At 61.8% G+C, this 20506-nt stretch carries 25 protein-coding genes; 15 read left to right on the top strand and 10 right to left on the bottom strand.

Translation table 11 applies throughout. The features are described 5' to 3' along the window. The first annotated feature begins 39 nt into the window (after positions 1–39). The 6 genes from HNO86_RS22145 to HNO86_RS22120 all read left to right on the top strand — a co-directional run bounded on the left by HNO86_RS22145 (position 40) and on the right by HNO86_RS22120 (position 4765). Positions 40–873: an alpha/beta fold hydrolase gene (locus tag HNO86_RS22145; protein WP_175379062.1), complete on the top strand. Its 834-nt coding sequence runs from the start codon at positions 40–42 to the stop codon at positions 871–873. Continuing rightward, on the top strand, positions 870–2351 hold the full coding sequence (locus HNO86_RS22140) for an aldehyde dehydrogenase (protein WP_175379061.1): 1482 nt from the start codon (positions 870–872) through the stop codon (positions 2349–2351). Before HNO86_RS22145 ends, HNO86_RS22140 begins: the two co-directional genes overlap by 4 nt. A gap of 12 nt (positions 2352–2363) precedes the next feature. Beyond that, the gene (locus tag HNO86_RS22135; RefSeq protein WP_175379060.1) at positions 2364–2849 is read left to right on the top strand and encodes a flavin reductase family protein; all 486 of its coding nucleotides are present in this window, start codon (positions 2364–2366) and stop codon (positions 2847–2849) included. Between the two features lie 151 nt (positions 2850–3000). Further along, positions 3001–3390 (top strand): carboxymuconolactone decarboxylase family protein, encoded by a 390-nt coding sequence (locus HNO86_RS22130; RefSeq protein ID WP_175379059.1) that lies wholly within the window; start codon positions 3001–3003, stop codon positions 3388–3390. A 56-nt stretch (positions 3391–3446) separates the two neighbouring features. Then, positions 3447–4199, top strand: coding sequence for a GntR family transcriptional regulator (locus HNO86_RS22125; protein WP_175379058.1), 753 nt, complete (start codon positions 3447–3449; stop codon positions 4197–4199). 2 nt (positions 4200–4201) lie between these two features. Next, on the top strand, positions 4202–4765 hold the full coding sequence (locus HNO86_RS22120; protein WP_175379057.1) for an NUDIX hydrolase: 564 nt from the start codon (positions 4202–4204) through the stop codon (positions 4763–4765). A 128-nt stretch (positions 4766–4893) separates the two neighbouring features. Here HNO86_RS22120 and HNO86_RS22115 read toward each other — a convergent pair whose 3' ends face one another. Next, on the bottom strand, positions 4894–5187 hold the full coding sequence (locus tag HNO86_RS22115) for a DUF1330 domain-containing protein (protein ID WP_175379056.1): 294 nt from the start codon (positions 5185–5187) through the stop codon (positions 4894–4896). Positions 5188–5257: 70 nt separating this feature from the next. Here HNO86_RS22115 and ribBA point away from each other — a divergent pair, with 70 nt between their 5' ends. The 5 genes from ribBA (at position 5258) to HNO86_RS22090 (ending at position 10635) form a co-directional block, all read left to right on the top strand. Beyond that, positions 5258–6367: a bifunctional 3,4-dihydroxy-2-butanone-4-phosphate synthase/GTP cyclohydrolase II gene (ribBA, locus tag HNO86_RS22110; RefSeq protein ID WP_175379055.1), complete on the top strand. Its 1110-nt coding sequence runs from the start codon at positions 5258–5260 to the stop codon at positions 6365–6367. A 314-nt stretch (positions 6368–6681) separates the two neighbouring features. Continuing rightward, positions 6682–7707, top strand: coding sequence for an ABC transporter substrate-binding protein (locus HNO86_RS22105; RefSeq protein WP_175379054.1), 1026 nt, complete (start codon positions 6682–6684; stop codon positions 7705–7707). Beyond that, positions 7704–8648, top strand: coding sequence for an ABC transporter permease (locus HNO86_RS22100; RefSeq protein WP_175379053.1), 945 nt, complete (start codon positions 7704–7706; stop codon positions 8646–8648). Before HNO86_RS22105 ends, HNO86_RS22100 begins: the two co-directional genes overlap by 4 nt. A 6-nt stretch (positions 8649–8654) precedes the next feature. Further along, positions 8655–9464 (top strand): ABC transporter permease, encoded by an 810-nt coding sequence (locus tag HNO86_RS22095; RefSeq protein ID WP_175379052.1) that lies wholly within the window; start codon positions 8655–8657, stop codon positions 9462–9464. A gap of 16 nt (positions 9465–9480) precedes the next feature. Next, positions 9481–10635 (top strand): ABC transporter ATP-binding protein, encoded by a 1155-nt coding sequence (locus HNO86_RS22090; RefSeq protein ID WP_175379051.1) that lies wholly within the window; start codon positions 9481–9483, stop codon positions 10633–10635. A gap of 207 nt (positions 10636–10842) precedes the next feature. Here the strand turns inward: HNO86_RS22090 and HNO86_RS22085 are convergent, their stop codons facing one another. Continuing rightward, a complete protein-coding gene (locus HNO86_RS22085; RefSeq protein WP_175379050.1) occupies positions 10843–12045 on the bottom strand; it encodes an NAD(P)/FAD-dependent oxidoreductase in 1203 nt (400 codons plus the stop codon). Between the two features lie 297 nt (positions 12046–12342). On the opposite strand from HNO86_RS22085, the gene HNO86_RS22080 reads away from it, so the two are divergent. Beyond that, on the top strand, positions 12343–12912 hold the full coding sequence (locus HNO86_RS22080; RefSeq protein ID WP_175379049.1) for an Rrf2 family transcriptional regulator: 570 nt from the start codon (positions 12343–12345) through the stop codon (positions 12910–12912). 3 nt (positions 12913–12915) lie between these two features. Here the strand turns inward: HNO86_RS22080 and HNO86_RS22075 are convergent, their stop codons facing one another. Together HNO86_RS22075 and HNO86_RS22070 are read right to left on the bottom strand one after the other, a co-directional pair. Continuing rightward, positions 12916–13269: a hypothetical protein gene (locus HNO86_RS22075; RefSeq protein WP_175379048.1), complete on the bottom strand. Its 354-nt coding sequence runs from the start codon at positions 13267–13269 to the stop codon at positions 12916–12918. Between the two features lie 73 nt (positions 13270–13342). Further along, positions 13343–13561, bottom strand: a complete 219-nt coding sequence (locus HNO86_RS22070; RefSeq protein ID WP_175379047.1) for a hypothetical protein — start codon at positions 13559–13561, stop codon at positions 13343–13345. A gap of 167 nt (positions 13562–13728) precedes the next feature. Between HNO86_RS22070 and HNO86_RS22065 the strand changes: the two genes are divergently transcribed. Both HNO86_RS22065 and osmE read left to right on the top strand, forming a co-directional pair. After that, positions 13729–13968, top strand: a complete 240-nt coding sequence (locus tag HNO86_RS22065) for a hypothetical protein (protein WP_175379046.1) — start codon at positions 13729–13731, stop codon at positions 13966–13968. A gap of 30 nt (positions 13969–13998) precedes the next feature. Then, on the top strand, positions 13999–14352 hold the full coding sequence (gene osmE / locus HNO86_RS22060) for an osmotically-inducible lipoprotein OsmE (protein ID WP_175379045.1): 354 nt from the start codon (positions 13999–14001) through the stop codon (positions 14350–14352). A gap of 86 nt (positions 14353–14438) precedes the next feature. Here osmE and HNO86_RS22055 read toward each other — a convergent pair whose 3' ends face one another. Continuing rightward, positions 14439–14627: a DUF2188 domain-containing protein gene (locus HNO86_RS22055; RefSeq protein ID WP_175379044.1), complete on the bottom strand. Its 189-nt coding sequence runs from the start codon at positions 14625–14627 to the stop codon at positions 14439–14441. 212 nt (positions 14628–14839) lie between these two features. Here HNO86_RS22055 and HNO86_RS22050 point away from each other — a divergent pair, with 212 nt between their 5' ends. Further along, positions 14840–15202, top strand: coding sequence for an NUDIX hydrolase (locus HNO86_RS22050; RefSeq protein ID WP_175379121.1), 363 nt, complete (start codon positions 14840–14842; stop codon positions 15200–15202). 136 nt (positions 15203–15338) lie between these two features. On the opposite strand, the gene HNO86_RS22045 is transcribed toward HNO86_RS22050, so the two are convergent. The 5 genes from HNO86_RS22045 to HNO86_RS22025 form a co-directional block, all read right to left on the bottom strand. Beyond that, complete coding sequence (locus HNO86_RS22045; protein ID WP_175379043.1) at positions 15339–16112, bottom strand: 1,6-dihydroxycyclohexa-2,4-diene-1-carboxylate dehydrogenase; 774 nt, start codon at positions 16110–16112, stop codon at positions 15339–15341. Between the two features lie 145 nt (positions 16113–16257). Further along, positions 16258–17271 carry a benzoate 1,2-dioxygenase electron transfer component BenC gene (gene benC / locus HNO86_RS22040; RefSeq protein ID WP_175379042.1) on the bottom strand — a complete coding sequence of 338 codons (1014 nt, stop codon included), beginning with the start codon at positions 17269–17271 and terminating at the stop codon, positions 16258–16260. Between the two features lie 10 nt (positions 17272–17281). Next, positions 17282–17770, bottom strand: coding sequence for a benzoate 1,2-dioxygenase small subunit (gene benB, locus HNO86_RS22035; RefSeq protein WP_175379041.1), 489 nt, complete (start codon positions 17768–17770; stop codon positions 17282–17284). Continuing rightward, complete coding sequence (gene benA, locus HNO86_RS22030) at positions 17767–19131, bottom strand: benzoate 1,2-dioxygenase large subunit (protein WP_175379040.1); 1365 nt, start codon at positions 19129–19131, stop codon at positions 17767–17769. Before benA ends, benB begins: the two co-directional genes overlap by 4 nt. Positions 19132–19360: 229 nt before the next feature. Next, positions 19361–20320 carry an AraC family transcriptional regulator gene (locus HNO86_RS22025; RefSeq protein WP_175379039.1) on the bottom strand — a complete coding sequence of 320 codons (960 nt, stop codon included), beginning with the start codon at positions 20318–20320 and terminating at the stop codon, positions 19361–19363. Positions 20321–20506 lie beyond the last annotated feature (186 nt).

Here is a 20506-nt window from a genome sequence, read left to right as displayed (position 1 = left end):
GGTCGGTCACTAAAACAAAAAGGTATGCAGGAGCGCTCCATGATTCGGCTCACCGCTGAACGCACCCCGGCTGGCACCAGTTACCTGGCGACCGGCCAAGGCCAGCCCGTGGTCTTGATCCACGGCGTGGGCCTGAATAAAGAAATGTGGGGCGGCCAGATCGTTGGCCTCGCCACCCAATACCGCGTCATCGCCTACGACATGTTGGGCCATGGCGCCAGCCCGCGCCCGGAAAGCGGCACGCCCCTGCTCGGTTACGCCGATCAGTTGCTCGAGCTGCTCGATCACTTGCAGTTGCCCAAGGCGGCGGTGATCGGTTTTTCCATGGGCGGGCTGGTGGCGCGGGCCTTTGCCCTGCACTACCCGCAACGCCTGCAAAGCCTGGTGGTGCTCAACAGCGTGTTCAACCGCACCGCGGAACAGCGCGCAGGTGTCATCGCCCGCACCGCCCAGGCCGCCGAACACGGCCCGGATGCCAACGCGGAAGCGGCGCTGTCGCGCTGGTTCAGCCGCGAATACCAGGCCGCCAACCCCGCACAGATCGAAGCACTGCGTCAGACCCTGGCGCAGAACGACCCGCAGGGTTACCTGACCACCTATGAGCTGTTCGCCACCCAGGACATGTACCGCGCCGACGACCTGGCCAGTATCCAGGCCCCGACGCTGGTCGCCACCGGCGAGCTGGACCCGGGCTCGACTCCGGAAATGGCCGAGCAACTGGCTGCGCGCATTCATGGCGCCAGGGTTGCCGTGCTCCCCGAACAGCGGCATATGATGCCCGTAGAATCGCCGCGCCTGGTCAACCAGCTGTTGCTGGAGTTTCTCGACGAGGCGCACTCCCGACCCAACCATTTGAAGGGGATCGTTGCATGACACTCGCACGTTTCCAGATGTGCATCGGCGGCGAATGGGTCGATGCCCTCTGCGGCAAGACTTTCCAAAGCCTGAACCCGGCCCTGGCCGAAGCCTGGGCTGAACTGCCCGATGCCGACGAAGCCGATGTCGAGCGCGCCGTACAGGCTGCGCAGACCGCCTTCGACAGCCCGGCGTGGCGCGGCCTGACCGCCACCGCTCGCGGCAAATTGCTGCGTCGTCTCGGTGACCTGATCGCCGAAAACAAGGAAAAACTGGCGCAGCTGGAAAGCCGCGACAACGGCAAGCTGATCCGCGAGACCCGCGGCCAGGTCGGCTACCTGCCGGAGTTCTTCCACTACACCGCGGGCCTGGCGGACAAGCTCGAAGGCGGCACCCTGCCGCTGGACAAGCCGGACCTGTTTGCCTACACCGTGCATGAAGCCATGGGCGTGGTCGCCGCGATCATTCCCTGGAACAGCCCGCTGTACCTGACCGCGATCAAGCTGGCCCCGGCATTGGCGGCGGGCAACACCATCGTGATCAAGCCGTCCGAGCACGCCTCGGCGACCATTCTGGAGCTGGCGCGCCTGGCCCTGGAAGCCGGCATTCCGCCGGGCGTGGTCAACGTCGTCACCGGTTACGGCCCGAGCACCGGCGCTGCCCTCACCCGCCATCCGCTGGTGCGCAAGATCGCCTTCACCGGCGGCGCGGCCACGGCTCGCCATGTGGTACGCAGCAGCGCCGAGAACTTCGCCAAGCTGTCGCTGGAACTGGGCGGCAAGTCGCCGAACATTATCTTCGCCGACGCCGATCTCGACAGCGCGATCAACGGCGCCATCGCCGGCATCTACGCCGCCTCCGGGCAGAGTTGCGTGTCCGGTTCGCGCCTGCTGGTGCAGGACGAGATCTACGACGAATTCGTCGGCCGCCTGGTGGAACGCGCCCAGCGCATCCGCATCGGCAACCCGCAGGACGACAACAGTGAAATGGGCCCGATGGCCACCGCGCAGCAACTGGCTGTGGTGGAAGGCCTGGTGGCCGATGCCATCGCCGAAGGCGCGCGCCTGCGCATCGGCGGCAAGCGTCCTGCCGGCGTCGGCGATGGCTGGTTCTACGAGCCGACCCTGTTCGAGTGCGACCGCAACTCGATGAAGATCATGCAGGAAGAAGTCTTTGGCCCGGTGGCTTCGGTCATCCGTTTCAAGGACGAAGCCGAAGCGCTGGCGATCGCCAACGACTCGCAGTTCGGCCTCGCCGCCGGCATCTGGACCCGCGACCTGGGCCGTGCCCATCGCCTGGCCCGTGACGTGCGTTCGGGGATCATCTGGGTCAACACCTACCGCGCGGTCTCAGCCATGGCGCCGATCGGCGGCTTCAAGAACAGCGGCTATGGACGCGAAAGCGGCATCGATTCGGTGCTGGCCTACACCGAGCTGAAAACGGTGTGGATCAACCTGTCCCAGGCACCGATGCCTGATCCGTTCGTGATGCGCTAGGAGATTAGGAAAATGATCGAACCCGGCATTTACAAAGACGTCATGGGCTCCTTCCCGTCCGGCGTCACGGTGGTCACCACGCTGGACCCCGACGGCGGCATCGTCGGCATCACCGCCAGCGCCTTCAGTGCACTGTCGATCGACCCGGCGCTGGTGCTGTTCTGCCCCAACTACGCCTCCGACACCTACCCGGTGTTGCGCGACAGCAAGCAGTTCGCGATCCACCTGCTGTCCGCCGACCAGACCGCCGAGGCCTATGCCTTCGCCGGTAAAGGCAAGGACAAGGCCAAGGGCATCGACTGGCACTTGAGCGATCTGGGCAACCCGATCCTGGGCAAGGCCACGGCGATCATCGAGTGCGAACTGTGGCGCGAATACGACGGCGGCGACCACGCCATCATCGTCGGCGCGGTGAAGAACCTGATCCTGCCGGCGCAGCCGGTGACGCCGATGATCTACCACAAGGGCAAGCTGGGGCCGTTGCCGGCGCTGGGCTGACAGACACAACGCCCCGTGTAGGAACCCGCTTTTCTGTAGGCGCTGTCGAGTGAAACGAGGCTGCGATCTTTTGATTCTCAAAACCAGGATTAAAAGATCGCAGCCTTTGGCAGCTCCTACACAGGATTTTGTGGTGATGTGAGGAGCAATGATGAGTAACGAAAAGTACGAACAAGGCCTGAAAATCCGCACCCAGGTGCTCGGCCAGGACTATGTCAATCGCTCGATCCAGAACGCCGACGACTTCACCCGCCCGCTGCAGGAGATGGTCACCGAGTATTGCTGGGGTCATGTCTGGGGCCGCGACGGTTTGTCGCTCAAGGAACGCAGCATGATCAACCTGGCGATGATCTCGGCCCTCAATCGCCCGCACGAACTCAAGCTGCATGTGCGCGGCGCCTTGCGTAACGGCTTGAGTCGTGAGCAAATACGCGAAATTCTGCTTCAGGTCGGCATTTATTGCGGTGTCCCCGCAGCCGTGGACAGTTTCCGGCTGGCCCGTGAAGCCTTCGCCGAAGCCGACGCAGAGGCCTCCAGTTAACCCCCGGCCATGTCGATGCCCATCTGGCGTCGACAGCCATCTTTAGAGCGTACCCCATGAAACGCCTGCCACTCGACGACAGCTTCAAGGTAAATCGCAACCCCGTTACCCTGCGCGAAATCGTGCTGGATAAACTGCGAAGCGCCATCATGAACTTCCAGCTTCTGCCGGGAGACCGTCTGGTCGAACGCGATCTGTGCGATCGTCTTGGGGTAAGCCGCACATCGGTCCGCGAAGCCTTGCGTCACCTGGAGTCCGAAGGCCTGGTGGAATTCGCCGACGCCAAGGGCCCGCGCGTGGCCATCATCACCCTGGAAGACGCCGTCGACATCTACGAGCTGCGCTGCGTGCTCGAAGGCCTGATCGTCCAGCTGTTCACCCTTCGCGCCAAGGCCAAGGACATCAAGGCCCTGGAAAAAGCCCTGGAAGACAACCGCCAGGCCCTCAAGGAAGGCGAGCTGCAGCAGGTCATCGATTCGGTGCAGGGTTTCTACGACGTGCTGCTCGAAGGCTCCGGCAACCACGTCGCCGCCACTCAGCTGCGCCAGTTGCAGGCGCGCATCAGCTACCTGCGCGCGACGTCGGTATCCCAGGAAAACCGTCGCGGCGCCAGTAACCAGGAAATGGAACGCATGGTCGAGGCGATCAAGAGCGGCGATGCGCTGGCCGCCCATCAAGCCTGTATCGATCATGTGCGCGCCGCCGCCACCGTCGCCCTCGAATACCTCAAGCGCAAGCAGGAAGAGACCGGGCCGATCCCTGAGATCGTATTGCCCATCGCCCTCAAAGAACCTCGCATAGGTCGCTAATCATGTTCAGCCCGAGCTTTTGTCCGAAGTGCGGCGCCAATGACCTCAAATCACAGCTGCCGCCGGGCGATACGCACGAGCGCCTGATGTGCCGCGGCTGCGGTTACATCCACTATGTAAACCCGAAAATCATCGCCGGTTGCATCATCGAGCAGGACGGCAAATACCTGCTCTGCCAACGGGCAATCCCGCCGCGCCCGGGCACCTGGACACTGCCGGCGGGCTTCATGGAGGCCGGCGAGACCACCGAGCAGGCGGCCTTGCGCGAAGTCTGGGAAGAGAGCGGCGTGCGCGCGGACATCGTCTCGCCCTACTCGATCTTCAGCGTGCCGAAGATCAGCGAGGTGTACATCATCTTCCGCGCCGTCGCCCTGGAGATCACCGGCGAGCACGGGCCGGAAACCATGGACTACAAGTTCTTCGCCCCTGAAGACATTCCGTGGGACAGCATCTATTACCCGGCGATCCGGCAGATCCTCGAACGCTATATCGAAGAGCGCCAGGCGGGGGTCTACGGGATTTACATCGGCAATGACGATAGCGGGAAGATCCACTTCATCCGCTAACCAACGCAATTCCCCGTGCAGGAGCTGTCGAGTGCAACGAGACTGCGATCCTTTGACTTTTTAAAAGCAAGATCAAAAGATCGCAGCCTTCGGCAGCTCCTGCAGTGGATCGTGTGCACCGGCACGTATCAGGCCGGCGCGATGCCTTCAACGATCACAATCTCTGCCCGCCCCGCGCCCTCGCGATGCCGCTTCGCCTCCTGATACTCCGGCGAGCGATAACAGGCCAGCGCCTGCTCATACGAGTCAAACTCGATCACCACGTTACGCTGCGCCCCCTGCCCCTCGAGCACTTCGCTGCGCCCGCCGCGGGCCAGCATGCGGCCGCCGTACAGGGCGAAGGCCTGCGGGGCCCGCTGGGTGTATTGGCTATATTGATCAGGATCGGTGACATCCACGTGAGCTATCCAGTACGCCTTCATAGTGACCTCTCGGTTTATTTTGTATCATGGTATACCATAATATGAATCTACCGCACACTGAGACTCCATCATGGCCTTCAACACAATCGAAGAAATCATCGAAGATTATCGCCTCGGCAAAATGGTGCTGCTGGTGGATGACGAGGACCGCGAAAACGAGGGCGATCTGTTGCTGGCAGCCGATTGCTGCAGCGCCGAAGCCATCAGCTTCATGGCCCGCGAAGCCCGTGGCCTGATCTGCCTGACCCTGACCGACGAACACTGCCAGCGCCTGGGACTTGAGCAGATGGTGCCGAGCAACGGCAGCGTGTTCAGCACCGCCTTCACCGTCTCCATCGAAGCCGCCGTCGGCGTGACCACCGGCATTTCCGCCGCCGACCGCGCGCGCACTGTGCAAGCCGCCGTCGCCCCCGGCGCCACGGCCGTCGATATCGTCCAGCCCGGCCACATCTTCCCCCTGCGCGCCCGGGAAGGCGGCGTGCTGACCCGCGCCGGACATACCGAAGCCGGTTGCGACCTGGCGCGCCTGGCCGGCTTCACCCCGGCCTCGGTGATCGTCGAGGTGATGAACGACGACGGCACCATGGCCCGCCGCCCGGACCTGGAAGTGTTCGCGCGCAAGCACGGGATCAAGATCGGCACCATCGCCGACCTGATCCACTACCGCCTGAGCAACGAACACACGGTCGAGCGCATCGGCGAGCGTGAATTGCCCACCGTGCACGGCACCTTTCGTCTGATCACCTTTGAGGATCGCATCGAAGGCGGTGTCCACATGGCCATGGTCATGGGCGAACTGAGCCGCGAAGAGCCGACGCTGGTGCGGGTGCATGTGATCGACCCGTTGCGCGATCTGGTCGGCGCCGAATACAGCGGCCCGTCCAACTGGACGCTGTGGGCCGCCTTGCAGCGCGTGGCCGAGGAAGGCCGCGGCGTGGTGGTGGTGCTGGCCAACCATGAGTCGTCCCAGGCGCTGCTCGAACGCGTGCCGCAACTGACCCAGCCGCCCCGCCAGTTCAGCCGCTCGCAGTCGCGGATCTATTCGGAAGTGGGTACCGGTGCGCAGATTCTGCAGAACCTCGGCGTGGGCAAGCTGCGGCACCTTGGCCCGCCGCTCAAGTATGCGGGGTTGACCGGGTATGACCTGGAGGTGGTGGAGAGCATTCCCTTCACCGGTTGACTCACCTCCCTTCCTGCAGGAGCGAGGCTGCCCGCGAAGAGGCCGGCACATTCAACACCTCTGGTGCCTGAAACACAGCCTTCGCGGGCAAGCCTCGCTCCTACAGGGGATTTGTGTCAGTCAGGGAATTGGCAGGACAGATAAAAAACCAGATTTGCCAGATAGCCGGTACGGCAAAATGCTTGCACAAAGTTTGGAATACCATAATATGATATTCCATAGACCGGACAGTCCCAGCGACTGGACGGACCTGATGCTCCCGATAGGCGGGCACTGAAAGCCCCGCTCATAAACACAACAATGAGGGCGTAAAAATGGTGTTGAACAAACGTGTATCCGCAGTGCTGTTCGCGGGTCTGCTCAGCGTGACCAGCCAGGCGTTGATGGCGGCTGAAAGCGTCAACTTCGTCAGCTGGGGCGGTACGACCCAGGACGCGCAGAAGCAGGCCTGGGCCGATCCATTCAGCAAGGCCAGCGGCATCACCGTGGTTCAGGACGGCCCGACCGACTACGGCAAACTCAAGGCCATGGTCGAAAGCGGCAACGTGCAATGGGACGTGGTTGACGTCGAAGCCGACTTCGCCTTGCGCGCCGCCTCCGAAGGCCTGCTCGAACCCCTGGACTTCAAAGTCATCGAGCGCGACAAGATCGACCCGCGTTTCGTCTCCGATCACGGCGTCGGTTCGTTCTTCTTCTCCTTCGTCCTGGGCTACAACGAGGGCAAGCTCGGCGCCGCCAAGCCAACCGACTGGACCGCGCTGTTCGACACCAAGACCTACCCCGGCAAACGCGCCCTCTACAAATGGCCAAGCCCAGGCGTGCTCGAACTGGCCCTGCTGGCCGACGGCGTTCCGGCCGACAAGCTCTACCCGCTGGACCTGGACCGCGCCTTCAAGAAACTCGACACCATCAAGAAAGACATCGTCTGGTGGGGCGGCGGCGCTCAGTCGCAGCAACTGCTCGCGTCCGGTGAAGCAAGCCTTGGCCAGTTCTGGAACGGCCGCATCCACGCCCTGCAGGAAGACGGCGCCCCGGTTGGCGTGAGCTGGAAACAGAACCTGGTGATGGCCGACATCCTGGTCGTGCCAAAAGGCTCGAAGAACAAGGACGCGGCGATGAAGTTCCTGGCCAATGCCAGCAGCGCCAAGGGACAGGCCGACTTCTCCAACCTGACCGCCTACGCCCCGGTCAACGTCGACAGCGTGGCGCGCCTGGATTCGGCGCTGGCACCGAACCTACCGACGGCTTACGCAAAGGATCAGATCACTCTTGATTTCGCGTACTGGGCCAAGAACGGTCCGAGCATCGCGACACGGTGGAACGAATGGCTGGTCAAATGAAAATGACGGCAACCGCGTCCCGTCAATCCACGGCCACCGGGAGCGCCTCTGGCGCTGCCGGACAGGCTTGCGTCAAGGCCGCTACCATGAACCAATCTCCGACTTTGGCACAACGCTGGCGTGGTTCGAGCAACCTGATCCCCGCCCTGCTGTTCCTGGGCCTGTTCTTCCTGGCGCCACTGATCGGCCTGCTGCTGCGCGGCGTGCTGGAGCCTGTGCCAGGCCTGGGCAACTACACCCAGCTGTTCGCCAACTCGGCCTACGCACGGGTATTGCTCAACACCTTCTCGGTAGCCGGCCTGGTGACGATCTTCAGCCTGCTGCTGGGTTTCCCGCTGGCCTGGGCGATCACCCTGGTGCCGCGCGGCTGGGGTCGCTGGATCCTGAACATCGTGCTGCTGTCGATGTGGACCAGCCTGCTGGCCCGCACCTACTCCTGGCTGGTGTTGCTGCAAGCCTCGGGCGTGATCAACAAGGCGCTGATGGCCATGGGCATCATCGATCAGCCGCTGGAGATGGTGCATAACCTGACCGGCGTGGTGATCGGCATGAGCTACATCATGATCCCGTTCATCGTGCTGCCGTTGCAGGCGACCATGCAGGCCATCGACCCGATGATCCTGCAGGCCGGCTCCATCTGCGGCGCCAGCCCCTGGACCAACTTCTTCCGGGTGTTCCTGCCGCTGTGCCGGCCGGGGCTGTTCTCCGGTGGTCTGATGGTGTTCGTGATGTCCCTCGGTTACTACGTCACCCCGGCACTGCTTGGCGGTGCGCAGAACATGATGCTGCCCGAGTTCATCATTCAGCAGGTGCAGTCGTTCCTCAACTGGGGCCTGGCCAGCGCCGGCGCCGCGTTGCTGATCGTCATCACCCTGGTGCTGTTCTACTTCTACCTGAAGCTCCAGCCGGAATCCCCGGTTGGCGCCAGCAACGCGAGGTAAGCCGTCATGCTCCTGACTCCCAATGCCATGAGCCGCCGGATGCGCTTGGGCCTGTACGCCACCACCGGGCTGATCGGACTGTTCCTGCTGCTGCCGATCGTGTTCATCGTCCTGTTGTCGTTCGGCTCGTCCCAATGGCTGGTGTTCCCGCCTCCGGGCTGGACCGTGAAGTGGTATACCCAGTTCTTCTCCAACGCCGACTGGATGAACGCCGCGCTCGCCAGCCTCAAGGTCGCGGTACTGACCACGATCTTCGCCGTCGCCCTGGGCCTGCCCACCGCGTTCGCCCTGGTGCGCGGCCGCTTCCCCGGCCGGGAAATGCTCTACGGGCTGTTCACCCTGCCGATGATCGTGCCGCTGGTGATCATCGCGGTGGCGGTGTACGCCTTGTTCCTGAAACTGGGTTACACCGGGACCATGTTTGCCTTCGTGGTCAGCCATGTGATCGTCGCGCTGCCGTTCACCATCATCTCGATCATCAACTCGCTGAAGCTGTTCGACCAGTCGATCGAGGATGCGGCGGTGATCTGCGGCGCTTCGCGGCTGCAAGCGGTGTTCAAGGTGACCTTTCCGGCGATCCGTCCGGGCATGGTCGCCGGCGCCCTCTTCGCCTTTCTCGTCTCGTGGGACGAGGTGGTGCTGAGCGTGATGATGGCCAGCCCGACCCTGCAAACCCTTCCCGTGAAAATGTGGACCACTCTGCGCCAGGACCTGACGCCCGTGATCGCCGTCGCCTCGACGCTGCTGATCGGCCTTTCGGTATTGGTCATGGTCATCGCCGCTGCCTTGCGCCGGCGCAACGAAATCAGCGCCTGAGCGCCAGGAGTACGACATGAGTGCAGTGATCAAAGATGCCGCGCAGCAGAACGACAAGCCCCTGGTGAGCCTGCGCAACCTGAACAAGTTCTATGGCGACTTCGCCGCCGTGGACAACATTTCCCTGGACATCAAGGACGGCGAGTTCCTGACCTTCCTCGGCTCCAGCGGCTCCGGCAAGAGCACCACCCTGTCGATGCTCGCCGGCTTCGAAACCCCGAGCAGCGGCGAGATCCTGGTCAACGAGCAGTCGCTGGTGAACGTGCCGCCGCACAAACGCGACATCGGCATGGTGTTCCAGCGTTACTCGCTGTTTCCGCACCTGTCCGTTCGCGACAACATCGCGTTTCCCCTGAGCATTCGCAAACTGGATGCCGCCGAGCGTGATCGCCGGGTGGATGCGATGCTCAAGCTGGTGCAGCTGGAAAAATTCGCCCATCGCCGCCCTTCGCAACTCTCCGGCGGCCAGCAGCAGCGCGTCGCCATCGCCCGGGCGCTGGTCTATGAACCACGCATCCTGCTGATGGACGAACCCCTCGGTGCGCTGGACAAGAAACTGCGTGAAGACCTGCAGGATGAACTGCGTCAACTGCATCGGCGCCTGGGCATCACCATCGTCTACGTGACCCACGACCAGGAAGAAGCCATGCGCCTGTCCCAGCGCATCGCGATCTTCAGCCACGGCAAGATCGTCGGCCTGGGCAGTGGTTATGACCTGTACCAGAATCCGCCGAATGCGTTTGTCGCCTCGTTCCTGGGCAACTCGAACTTCCTCAAGCTCAAGGCCCAGGGCAATGCGGTGGCGACCTTCGAAGGCCAACCGCTGTCGATCCGCCTGACCGCGGGGCTGCAAACCGACCAGGATGTGCTGCTGATGGTGCGTCCGGAAAAAGCCCTGGCGTTGAGTGTGCAGCAGGCTACCGATGAGCCACTGGCCGCTGGCTGGAACGAAGTCTCGGCCAAGGTCGTGGAAGTGTTGTTCCTCGGTGAAAGCCAGACCTGCAGCGTGGTGACGTCCGGCGGCACCTCGATGACCGTGAAAGCACTTTCGGCTGCCGGCATGCCGCTCAAGGCGGGCGATCCGGTGAAGGTTCGCTGGGCCACGGCGGATGCCTGTGTGTACACCGAATGGGCGGAAAGCGATTTGAACAAGGCCGCCGGGGCCCATTGATGTAGAGCGGTCCATGCCAGTGGATCGCTATTGAAGCGTCACCCTCGGGTCGCCGCAACGTCGGGTTGCGGTGGCCTTTTTTTTGCGTGTTGATCCGGGATTTATGTTGTTGCACAGGCGCCTGCGGTGCCCTTGGCGCAAAAAAAATCCCGCCCGGAAAACCCGGGCGGGACTCGCTTGAACATTCAGCGATACGGGAAAAACGAATCAGGCAATCGGGATCAGCGGGTCCGCAGCAGCCCAGGCCACATCACGATCGGCCACCGGCGGGTAGATCCACACGGTGTTGATCTGGGTCTTGAGCTCCTTGCCTTCCTGCTTGGTCAGCTTGACCTGGCGATCCCAGCCTTCGGTGTACACCGCACCCCAGGCGCCGAGGTCCAGGCAGGTGACGTACTTCGGCTGACGGTAGGCGGTCGGGTCCACGCCGAGGATCTGCGCGGCGACGTTGTTGCCGGCATAACGGCCCAGCATGATCGCGTGCTGGCAGGTCATCAGCGCGTGGTTGCCGATGTCATCGGTCGCCGCGTAAGCGACGTCGCCGGTGGCGTAGACATCGTCCTGGCCGATGACTTTCAGGTTGTCGTCGACATGCAGGCGGCCAAGGTGATCGCGCTCGCCGGGGATCTGCTCGGTCAGCGAGTGGGCGCGCACGCCGGTGGTCCAGACAACAGTCTTGGCTTCGATACGCTGACCGTCGGACAGGCTCACACCGTCAGCATCCACCGCGTCCACCGAAGCATTCAGGTGCCACTTCACACCGGTCTGAATGCTGGCTTCGGCAATCTTTTCAGCGATCTCGGGGCCCATCGAACCACCGACCTTGTCGCCGCGATCCACGATGATCACATTGAAGTCTGCGTTCTCGCCCAGGATGGCGCGCAGGCGGTTCGGCATTTCAGTCGCCGTTTCGATCCCGGTGAAACCGCCGCCGGCAACCACTACGGTGTTGCGCGCCTTGCTTTCAGGCTGGCTGGCCAGGGATTTGAGGTGGTTCTCCAGGCGTACGGCCTGTTCGATCTGGTCGACGTCGAAGGCGTGTTCAGCCACACCCGGGGTGTTGGGCAGAGCCAGGCCGCTGCCGGTAGCCAGAACGAGTTTGTCGTAGATAACTGTTTGTTTGTTGCCCGAAGCATCGGTGTAGCCAACGCTTTTGTTGGCAACGTCGATGGAGTCTGCTGCGCCCTTGATGAATTTCGCGCCGACTGCATTGAGCAGATCACCGATGGGAGCCGCCAGGGTGTGTGCGTTCGGCTCGTAGAAACGTGGACGAATCCGCAGCTCGGCCTGGGGCGCCAGAATGGTGACTTCGGTGTTGTTGTGATCATGAATGTTGAACAGACGGGTCGCGCTGATTGCCGTCCACATGCCACCGAAACCTGCGCCGATTACCAAGATGTGTTGTTTCATTTTTAACTCCGGGGAAGAAACCAGGCATTGGAAATTGTTTAGGGGCCGAGAGGTCGATGTCGCTTCTCGCTTGAGCAGCTTGTCTCACTGCCGCCCTGACAACTACGACTATATTGATCCGAGTTAATCCCCGCAACGGATTTTTATCAATGTTCCCCATCGATGTTATCGATACACCCTGGAAAACCCACACCCCGCGCGTACCAAAGCACCGCTCGTAGAAAAGGAAAAAGCCGCTCGTTGTCCATCCAGCCGCCAGTTGGTAGCATTTGCGACAATATTAGTCGGAGATATCTAATGGCTCTTTACAGCGCAGGCGTCGAGTACGGCATTCACTGCCTGGCGTTCCTGGTCGGCAATTACGGCGACACCCGCGAAGCGAGCGTGCGCGACCTGGCCGAACTGCAAGGCGTGCCGCTGGACTATCTGGCGAAGATCTTCACCAAGCTGGCCAAGGCCAAACTGGTGGCCGCCACCGAAGGCGTGCGCGGCGGCTTCAAGCTGGCCCGGCCGGCGGACGAAATCACCCTGCTGGACATCGTCAACGCCATCGACGGACGCAAGGCGATTTTCGAATGCCGGGAGATTCGTGGTCGTTGTGCATTGTTCGAAGGCGAGACGCCGGATTGGGCGGTGGAAGGACGCTGCTCGATCCACGCCGCCATGTTGACGGCGCAAAAGCGCATGGAAGAGGCCCTGGCCCAGCAGACAATTCTGGACATCGCCCGCAAGGTCGGACGCAAGGCGCCGGCGGAGTTTGGCGAAAAGCTGGAAAACTGGATGAACGATCGTCGGGAAAGGAAAGGCAGTGGCGGTGCCCAGACGAGTGACGATCAACTCATCCAGGTCACCGAAATCACCAACTGACGGTTACAGGCAGTCGCGCACGGCCTTGCGCATGGCGCCCGACTTCGCCCAGGGCGGGCCCTGATACAGCGAGACGCGGCTGCCGTCCTTGTATTTGACGATGTCCAGAATCTCGTCGGCCGTGATGACGCTTGGCGCGGTGATCCGGTAGCCGTTGGAAATCGACGTCTGTGTCGTGTGCGAGACCTCCTGCTGCCAGGCGGGCAACACGCAGGCCGCGACCTCCTTCGGTGGTTTGTCACTGTACTTGCCCATGTTCGGTTCGCCCGGTACCAGCGACGCCGGCAACGAACATCCCGCCAACAATGCCGCCATTCCCAGCAGCATCCCCGCCCCCATCAACATCCGACTCTGCATGAAGCGCCCTTAACTCCTGAAAAAAACAAATGTAGCCTGCCGCCGACCGGACATCCATGGGCTGTAACGGTTTTCAGCGACTGGCGTTCTGATTGCCGGATCCGGCGTATGACTGTTCGTTCAAATAACTCATCCAGCGCTCGTACGCTTCGTGCTGCCACTGACTGACCCGCTCCCACTCCGGCCCGCTGAGCCGGTGCTCGGAAATGAGATTCATCATTTCGCTGGTGGCCGCATCCAGGTCGGCAATCAGCAGATGGGCATGCGCTCGAAAGTCATCGGTTGCCGTCATGTTGAACGTCCCCTGCCCTGGCGAAAAATCGCTACCTCACTACGACAGCGAATTTTGCGTTTGTCGCAAATTTCCCGACCAAAGGAAGTGCCACCGCCGCGGACGAAGACAACGCCCGGTCGCGCAAATGGGTCTAACCTTTTAGCGCAGAGATAGAGGAGGTTTTCATGTGGCTTAACGAATCGGAACAAGCGCTGCGGCGCGATCTGCAAGGCTTGGCGTCGGACCTTCGCTGGTCGGCGGTCGAGCTGCTGCGCATCGCGCAACAGTTGCGCCAGGCTGGCAATGAAGTCGATGCACAGGCCGTCCAGCGGCTGTGCGATCTGTTTCAGGGGGACGAAGAGCGGCTGCTGGGCTACGCCGAAGAGGTCAAGGCGAAGGTCATCAGCCGCAACAAGCCTCAGTGACACAAGCCTCAGTGACATAGGAGCCCGACCATGAACAGAACCCTGCCTGTGATCGTCATCACGTTAATGACGCTGGCAGGCTGCAACACCGACTCGCAGATCTTCCGCGATCAACCCCTGGTGGCCAAGGTGGAGATGGGCATGAGCCAGGAACAAGTCCAGCAAATCGGCGGTGCGCCGTTATCGGTCAGCAATCGCACGGCCGAAGCAGGCACCTGCTACGACTACAAACTGGTCCAGCCCGAGCATCGACAACCCTACAACGTCAGCTTCGACAGCCGTGGACGGGTCGATCACAAGGGATTCATGACATGCGCCGAATGGAGCGTCGCCCAGCAGAAGGCGCGCGAGCCCGCGCGATCGAGTGGGGGTGGTGGGTACTGAATGTGGAATGAAATCTTGTGGCGAAGTGAACACTTTGTGGCGGGGGGGCTTACCCCCTCGCCACAGGGTCTCTTGCTACAAGACCGTTATTGGTTAGCCTGCTTGTTCACCCGCGCCCTGTAGCCAGGCAACGAAGCCGCAAACGCCATCGCCTCCTCCTTGCTGGCAAACGACCCGAGCCGATCACCTTTGGTGCAGACCCTCCATGGGCCATTGTTTACGCTGAGTACGTCATAACCGTTCATATGCATTCTGTTCAGCATCGGAACACTCATGGTTACCTCCTTCTCGGCAAGTTTCCAAAGCTCACGCCGCCTACCTTACACCCGCACTTCGCGGCGAAAACGACCGAACGTCGCCTCAAACCTTGTTTGAATCGCACTTTTGCACCGTAAGGCCGCTCAACATGATCAAGGCCGAAGGGAATGGATCCAGCTTGACTATTGCTTTTTTGTTACACTTTTATGACAACCGCATCGAGCAGCCCATGAAAGTACGCGCCACCGTCATTTGCGAGCAGGACCACCACATTCTTCTGGTCAGAAAACCGAAGAGTCGCTGGATGCTGCCTGGCGGAAAGGTCGAACGGGGCGAGACCCATGCCGGTGCCGCCGTGCGAGAGTTGGCGGAGGAAACCGGGCTGGGCGTGGAGGAAATGCTGTATCTGATGGAGCTGCAGTCGGGCAACACCCGGCACCATGTCTACGAAGCCTCGCCCCTGGAGGCGGATCGGGCCCGGCCGTTGAACGAAATAATCGATTGCATCTGGTTTCCGCTGAATGCGATCCAGAACCTGGATACCAGCGACGCTACGCTCAAAATCATCCGGGCGTTTCAGCGTCGCCTCTGAAGCAACTGGAACCTTGTGGCGAGGGGGCTTGAAGGCACCGCGGTTCATGTAGCAGCTGGCGAAGCCTGCTGCTACATGAACCGCGTTCTGCCTTACCTGACTTGCACCCCAGGTCCGTGGTCGGCCTGCCCAAACCTTAACCTTGATCCCCACCACCCACCGGCATGACCATCCCGGTGATATAGGACGCTTCATCACTCGCCAGGAACAGAATCGCCCCCGCCTGCTCATCCAGCGTGCCGTAACGCTTCATCAGGCTGCTGTCGAGGGTCTGGTCGACGATCTGCTGGTACCAGACTTTCTCCTGGGCACTCTGTTCGGCGCTGTTGCGCGGGATGACCCGGGGAGGTGCTTCGGTGCCGCCGGGCGCAGTCGCGTTGACCCGCACGCCGCGGCCGGCGGTTTCGAAGGCCAGGCAGGCGGTCAGGGCATTTACCCCACCCTTCGCCGCGCCGTACGGCACGCGGTTGACGCTGCGGGTGGCGATGGACGAGACGTTGACGATCGCGCCACTGCCCTGCTCCAGCATGAATGGCAGCGCAGCATGGCAACACCACAGGGTCGGGAACAGTGAACGCCGCACCTCGGCCTCGATCTGCGACGCTTCGTAGTGCTCGAACGGCTTGGCCCAGATCGTGCCGCCGACGTTGTTGATCAGCACGTCGAGGCGGCCGAAACGCTCGACGGCAGTCTGCATCACCCGGTTGCAGTCCTCGTATTGCTCAAGATCGGCGGTCAGGGCCAGCACCTGGCTGGTCGAGGCCAGCTCCTTCTGCACTTCGAACACCAGCTCCGAGCGATCCACCAGAATCAGCTTCGCCCCTTCCGCCGCCATCCGCTCGGCCACCCGCCGCCCGATGCCCTGGGCAGCCCCGGTGATCAGCGCGACTTTTTCGTGAAATCTGTTCATGTGTACCTCATGCCGAAGTTCGAATTCACAACACCCTTCTGGTGCAGGAACTGCCTGTAGGAGCTGTCGAGTGAAACGAGGCTGCGAACTTTTAAAAGCAAGATCAAAAGATCGCAGCCTGCGGCAGCTCCTACAGGGGGATTGCTTACGCCGCGCTCGCCGCAAACTTCTCGTAGTAGAAATTCGCCGGCCGGATCCCCTGCTCCCCAATGTACTTGCTCACCGCCTCAACCATCGGCGGAGGCCCGCACAGGTAGACGTCCACATCACCATCGTTCAGGTGCTTGGGCTCGATGTGCTGGGTCACATAACCCTTGCGCGGATGCTGGCTGTCGGGGCTGGCCACGCAGGCGCTGTAGGTGAAGTTCGGAATGCGCGCGGCAAAGGCTTCGAGGCGATCCATTTCCACCAGGTCGAAATCGTTGGTCACGCCGTAGATCAGATGCAACGGATGCTCGCTGCCCTGCTCGGCGATTTTCTCCAGCATCGCGGTGAACGGCGCCAGGCCCGTGCCACCGGCCAGCAGCAACAGCGGCCGGCGGATATCGCGCAGGTAGAAGCTGCCCAGCGGCCCGGCCAGGCTCATGCTGTCGCCCGCCTTGGCCATGCCGGTGAGGAAGCTGCTCATCAAGCCGCCTGGCACGTTGCGAATCAGGAAGCTCACCTCGCCGTCACGCTGCAACGAGCTGAACGAATAGGCGCGGGTCTGTTCGCTGCCGGGAATCCCCAGGTTCACGTACTGCCCCGGCAGGAACGCCAGCTTGCTCAGGGATTCGCCCTTGATCGACAGCGCGATGGTGCTGTCGGACAGCTGGCGCACGGCGCTGATGGTGGCGTCGTAGCTGGACTGACGGGTACGGCAGACTTGCGAGGAGGTCGGCACACGCACCACGCAGTCGCTCTGGGCGCGCATCTGGCAGGTCAGGACAAAACCCTGCCTGGCCTCTTCAGGGCTCAAGGCGTCTTCGATGTACTCCTCGCCCAGGTCGTACTGACCGGCCTCGGCGAAGCACTTGCAGGTGCCGCAGGCGCCGTCGCGGCAGTCCAGCGGAATGTTGATGCCCTGACGGTAGGCGGCATCGCCCACGGTTTCGCCGACATTGGCTTCGATGAACCGGGTGACGCCATCTTCGAAATTGAATGCGATGGAATGAGTCATGACCGCGCCCTCACAAATGGTAGACATCGATGACCTGACGAACGTAGTCGTTCTTCAGGATCACTTTCTTGGCCTTGATCAGCGGGTTCTCACCGCGCGTGTCGAGGGTGTAGAAGCTGCTGCCGAAGTAGCTGTCGACGGTCTTGTAGCGGAAGCTCAGGGTGTGCCAGTTGAAGCGCACCTTGCACAGTCCGTCGGCCTGCTCCAGCAGTTCGATGTTGCTGATGTTGTGGGAAGTGCGAGTGTCCGGAATGCTCGCGCTGGAACGCTCGGTCTTGATCCGGAAGATGCGGTCTTCCAGGCCCGTGCGGTTGCCGTACCAGATCAGCGAGATTTCCCGCTGCGGGTCCTCGGTCAGCTCGTCGTTGTCGTCCCAGGACGGCATCCAGAAGGTCGCGTCGGGGGCGTACAGCTCCAGCCATTCATCCCACTGGCGGTCATCCAGGTAACGGGCTTCGCGGAAGAGGAAGTCGCGCACGTCGTCATAGGAAATGGTCATTGCACGTCCTCCACGGCGATCAGCTTCGACTGTTCGGCTTCCAGCGCCTTGAGCATGGTCTGCTGCCAGTACTTGTGTTGCAGCACGAACAGGCCTTCGTCTTCGGTGCGCACGCCGGACAGCAGCGGATGCAGGTCGATTTCCTTCGCCGCGTCGTCGGCGCCTTCGATCCAGTGTTCGGCGCCACGGGACATGTCGTTCCAGGTGGTCACGCTGCCCTGGTAGCTGGTCTGGCAGGAGCGGAACTCCTCCAGGTCGTCCGGGGTGGCCATGCCGCTGACGTTGAAGAAGTCTTCGTACTGGCGGATCCGGCTGGAGCGCGCATGGTCGCTTTCGCCCTTTGGAGCGATGCAGTAGATGGTGATTTCGGTGCGATCCACCGAGATCGGCCGGGCGATGCGGATCTGCGAGCTGAACTGGTCCATCAGGTACACGTTCGGGTACAGGCACAGGTTGCGCGAGTTCTCGATCATCCAGTCGGCGCGAGCCTTGCCGAAGTCCTGGGCCAGTTCGTCGCGACGCTCGTACAGCGGGCGATCCTCGGGGTTGGACCAGCGGGTCCAGAGCAGCATGTGGCCCTTGTCGAAGGAATAGAAACCACCGCCCTGCTTGGCCCAGCTGCCGGCGCTCATGGTCGGGTTGCTGTCGCCGGCCTCGCGCTGCTTGCGCTGGTTCTGGGTGGCGGCGTAGTTCCAGTGCACGGAGCTGACGTGGTAACCGTCGGCGCCGTTTTCGGCGGTGAGTTTCCAGTTGCCTTCGTAGATGTAGCTCGAGGAACCGCGCAGCACTTCCAGGCCGTCAGGGGACTGGTCGACGATCATGTCGATGATCTTCGCCGACTCGCCCAGGTGTTCGACCAGCGGCAATACGTCGGGGTTGAGGCTGCCGAACAGGAAGCCGCGATAGGACTCGAAGCGCGCGACCTTGGTCAGGTCGTGGGAGCCTTCGCAGTTGAAGCTCGACGGGTAGCCGGCGTTGGCAGGGTCTTTGACTTTGAGCAGTTTGCCGGAGTTGTTGAACGTCCAGCCGTGGAACGGGCAGGTGTAGGAGCTCTTGTTGCCGGACTTGTGCCGGCACAGGGTCGCGCCGCGGTGACTGCAGGCGTTGATGAAGGCGTTGAGCACACCGTCCTTGTTGCGCGCGATGAAGATCGACTGGCGCCCCATGGTGGTGGTGTAGAAATCGTTGATGTGGGGGATCTGGCTTTCGTGAGCCAGGTACAGCCAGTTGCCTTCGAAGATGTGTTTCATCTCAAGGTCAAACAGGCGTGGATCGGTGAACATCTCGCGCTTGCAGCGATACAGGCCCTGCTCGGGATCGTCTTGAAGCAGGGAGTGAAGGTATTCGGGTCGCAGGGTCATGGCCGCCGCCTCCATTGTTATTGTTCAGGCAGGGTCATCCTAGAACCGGGCAATGGGGCGGACTATCCGCGGGGTGCAGACCTTTATCCGTTTTGTGCAGAGGGAATGTGGCACTGAATGGTTTGGATTGAAGTCCGGGACTCTGTAGCAGCTGGCGAAGCCAGCGGCTACAAGGATCGCGCCTCGCCTAAATCCCGCGCCAGCATCGAGACTTCTGGCCGCTATTGAATCAGTGCCGTCGCTTGAGGGTGTCCGAAGGCAATTCGCCGAACTGCTTGCGGTAGCTGTCGGAGAACCGGCCCAGGTGCAGGAAGCCGTAGTCCATGGCCACTTCGGTGACGTTGCGCACGTTGCAGGTCGGGTCGCTCAGACAGGCGTGGATGCGCTCCAGGCGCTTCTGGCGGATGTAGTTTTTCGGGGTGGTGTCGGCGTTGCGTTCGAACAGGGCATAGAGCGAACGCAGGCTCATGTGCGCCTGGCGCGCCAGCTCTTCGCTGTCCAGGCTCTGCTTGAGGTTCTTGCCGATGTAGTCGGCGATGGCTTCGAAATTGGCAGTCTGCGAGCCGATTTCCAGGCGGCTGACGTTGGTCTTCATCAGGCTGAGCATCTTGCTGGCGATGATCTGCGCGTAATGCTCCTGCACCCGCGGGATCTGCTCGGTCGACTCGGCCTCCTGGCAAATCATCGCCAGCAGGTTGACGAAGCCTTCCAGCTCATTGAGCTGATAACGGTTTTCCACAAAGCGCACGCCCTGCCCCGGATACCGCCAGCGCTGCTCGTCGCAGACCGACTCGAACAGAGAGGTGGGGACTTTGAGGATGAATTTTTCGCAATCGTCGGAGTACGTCAGGTCCACCGGATCGTCGGGGTTGATCAGCAGCAACTCGCCGGGGGCGAAGTAATGTTCCTGACCGTGGCCGCGCCACAGGCAATTGCCGCGCAACAGCACTTGCAGGTGGTAGATGGTTTCCAGCGCGCCGGAGGTGACCCGAACGCTGCCGCCGTAGCTGATACGGCACAGGTCGAGGCTGGCGAACTTGCGATGGTTGAGACTGGCCAGGGGATGCCCGGCGCGAGGCATGAGAATGCAATGGTTACCGACGTGCTGATTGACGTAGCCCGACACCGCGTAAGGGTCGGCATGGTCGAAAATCGTACTGCGCTGACTCAGCAGTTGGGCTTGCATCATCGGCTCACTCTCGTTGTTGTTATGAGTTACGTCGGATCATTCTAAGTCAGGACTGGTGGCGGTGTGTCAGCAGACTGATCGGTGGGCTGTGATGACCCCATCGCGGGCAAGCCCGCTCCCACAGGGGAATGCATCCAACCTGTGGGAGCGGGCTTTGCCCCGATGATGGCATCAACCGCGTCATCA

The organism is Pseudomonas sp. C1C7, from assembly GCF_013359595.1.
In the GTDB taxonomy this organism is placed as follows: domain Bacteria; phylum Pseudomonadota; class Gammaproteobacteria; order Pseudomonadales; family Pseudomonadaceae; genus Aquipseudomonas.
Note: the sequence above shows the minus strand (reverse complement) of the source record. Positions and strands in the feature narration are given on the sequence as shown.